The organism is Neisseria sp. P0021.S005 (assembly GCF_051956955.1).
The window spans coordinates 1-2,085 of sequence record NZ_JBQCWY010000547.1 but is presented as its reverse complement, the minus strand read 5'-3'; the positions used below and the strand labels follow the sequence as shown (position 1 = coordinate 2,085).

The following is a 2,085-nucleotide window of genomic DNA, read 5'->3' as shown; positions in this document are numbered from 1 at the left end:
TCGGCACGGACGATGGTTTCGCCCTCCAACTCCAAAATCATACGCAATACGCCGTGCGCCGCAGGGTGTTGCGGGCCGAAGTTGATGGTGTAGTTTCTTAATTTATTGGCCACCGTAGTTCTCCTCACGGACGATACGCGGCGTGATCTCGCGCGGCTCAATGGTAACAGGTTGGTAAATCACGCGTTTTTGCTCTTCATCGTAACGCATTTCCACATAGCCGGAAATCGGGAAGTCTTTGCGGAACGGATGTCCGACAAAACCGTAATCGGTCAGGATGCGGCGCAAGTCCGGGTGGTTGTTGAACATGATGCCGTACATATCGAAGGCTTCGCGTTCGTACCAATCCGCGCTGTTGTAAATATCGACGACGGATTCGACTACTGGGAAGTCGTCGTCTGAAACCCAGACGCGTACGCGGATGCGTTGATTGTTTTTAACGGAAAGCAGCTGACTGACGACGGCAAAGCGTTTGCCCTGCCATACTTCGTTTTTGTAAGTGCTGTAATCGACACCGCACAAGTCAACCAGAAGCTCGAAATGCAGCTCTTCATGGTCGCGCAATGCGGTCATGACTGAAATATAGTGTTCGGGCAGACACTCGACGGTAATCTCGCCCAAAGCTGAAATGACTTTGCTTGCCTGATCGCCAAGCACGCCGACGACGGTCTCGTATAAGTTTTGAATGCTTGCCATATCGTCCTCTCCTTACTCGTCACGCGCAATGGTGGAAGTGCGCTTGATTTTTTGTTGGAGCTGAATCAGGCCGTAAATCAGGGCTTCCGCAGTCGGCGGACAACCCGGCACATAAACGTCTACCGGCACGACGCGGTCGGCACCGCGCACAACGGAATAAGAATAGTGGTAATAGCCGCCGCCGTTGGCACACGAGCCCATAGACAATACCCAGCGCGGCTCGGCGAGCTGGTCATACACGCGGCGCAGTGCAGGTGCCATTTTGTTGGTCAACGTACCTGCCACAATCATCAGGTCGGCCTGACGTGGGGACGGACGGAAAATGATGCCGAAACGGTCAAGGTCATAACGCGCCATACCCGCATGCATCATTTCCACGGCGCAGCAGGCCAAGCCGAAAGTAACCGGCCACAATGAACCGGTACGCATATAGTTCAACACCGTATCCGCGCTGGTGGTGATGAAACCTTTTTTCAAAACGCCTTCTATTCCCATTCCAGCGCACCTTTTTTCCATTCGTAAATAAAGCCTACCGTCAGAACGACGATAAACACTAGCATAGACCAAAAGCCGTACGCGCCCAAATCTTTGAACACAACTGCCCATGGCAACATGAACGCGACCTCCAAATCAAACAGGATGAAGAGGATGGCGACGAGGTAATAGCGCACGTCGAACTTCATCCTTGCGTTCTCAAAGGCTTCAAAACCGCATTCGTAAGCCGCGTCTTTTTCGGCATAGTGACGTTTCGGGCCTAAAATTGTGCCGAGCAAAATAAACAGCACGCCGGCCGCAAGGCCGACGAGGATGAATACGAGGACGGGAAAGTAACTGGCCAACATGGTCGTACCTAACTGGTTGACAGACAAATCTTAAAAATAGATTACCATTTTATCGAATTTCAAAAGCCATTTAAAGGTAAATATCAGCAAATCAGCAAAAAAACCTCAATAAATTCAATAAAGTTATGAGAACAATTCTTATTTGTATTTAATATTTCCAAATTTTAATTTCGGTTTAATTATGTATCATTTAATTTAAATTTTCCGCCTATTCAATTTATGCCCCGAATCCTCCCTCTTTCCGATTCCCAATAAAACATGAGGCCGTCTGAAATAGATTATTTTCAGACGGCCTGCGTACATCACATCCATTTAAATGGAAAAATCAATCGACACCTTTGAGCATGCGGTTCAATACCGGGGCGAGTACCAACAGGATACCGCAGGTTACCGCGCCGATGGTGGCCAGCATCCAGTAGAAATCCAATGGCGACTGAGCATTGTAGTAGTCTTTAAACAACACTCCGCCCAAGGTAAAGCCGATGGACAATGCCAAGAAATTCAAAGCAACCATTTGTGTTTTGAACATGCTCGGTGCGATTTTGGT

General features: G+C 48.9%; 3 protein-coding genes and 2 pseudogenes. All 5 read right to left on the bottom strand.

Annotated elements, in window-relative coordinates; translation table 11 throughout:
• Window positions 1-113 (bottom strand): annotated as a pseudogene (locus ACTHUE_RS16690) (NADH dehydrogenase (quinone), D subunit); the annotation flags it as partial.
• Window positions 103-696 (bottom strand): NADH-quinone oxidoreductase subunit C, encoded by a 594-nt coding sequence (locus tag ACTHUE_RS16685; RefSeq protein WP_002216335.1) that lies wholly within the window; start codon window positions 694-696, stop codon window positions 103-105. The pseudogene ACTHUE_RS16690 and the gene ACTHUE_RS16685, both read right to left, overlap by 11 nt.
• A 12-nt stretch (window positions 697-708) precedes the next feature.
• Window positions 709-1,191: a NuoB/complex I 20 kDa subunit family protein gene (locus ACTHUE_RS16680; protein ID WP_002215610.1), complete on the bottom strand. Its 483-nt coding sequence runs from the start codon at window positions 1,189-1,191 to the stop codon at window positions 709-711.
• Window positions 1,182-1,538, bottom strand: a complete 357-nt coding sequence (locus ACTHUE_RS16675; RefSeq protein WP_003686600.1) for an NADH-quinone oxidoreductase subunit A — start codon at window positions 1,536-1,538, stop codon at window positions 1,182-1,184. Before ACTHUE_RS16675 ends, ACTHUE_RS16680 begins: the two co-directional genes overlap by 10 nt.
• A 325-nt stretch (window positions 1,539-1,863) precedes the next feature.
• A pseudogene (locus tag ACTHUE_RS16670) lies at window positions 1,864-2,085 on the bottom strand (MFS transporter); the annotation flags it as partial.

Bases quoted from the DNA above. Each gene is read 5' to 3' on its own strand.
- ACTHUE_RS16685 (WP_002216335.1), bottom strand. From the start codon at position 696: ATGGCAAGCATTCAAAACTTATACGAGACCGTCGTCGGCGTGCTTGGC.
- ACTHUE_RS16675 (WP_003686600.1), bottom strand. From the start codon at position 1,538: ATGTTGGCCAGTTACTTTCCCGTCCTCGTATTCATCCTCGTCGGCCTT.
- ACTHUE_RS16680 (WP_002215610.1), bottom strand. From the start codon at position 1,191: ATGGGAATAGAAGGCGTTTTGAAAAAAGGTTTCATCACCACCAGCGCG.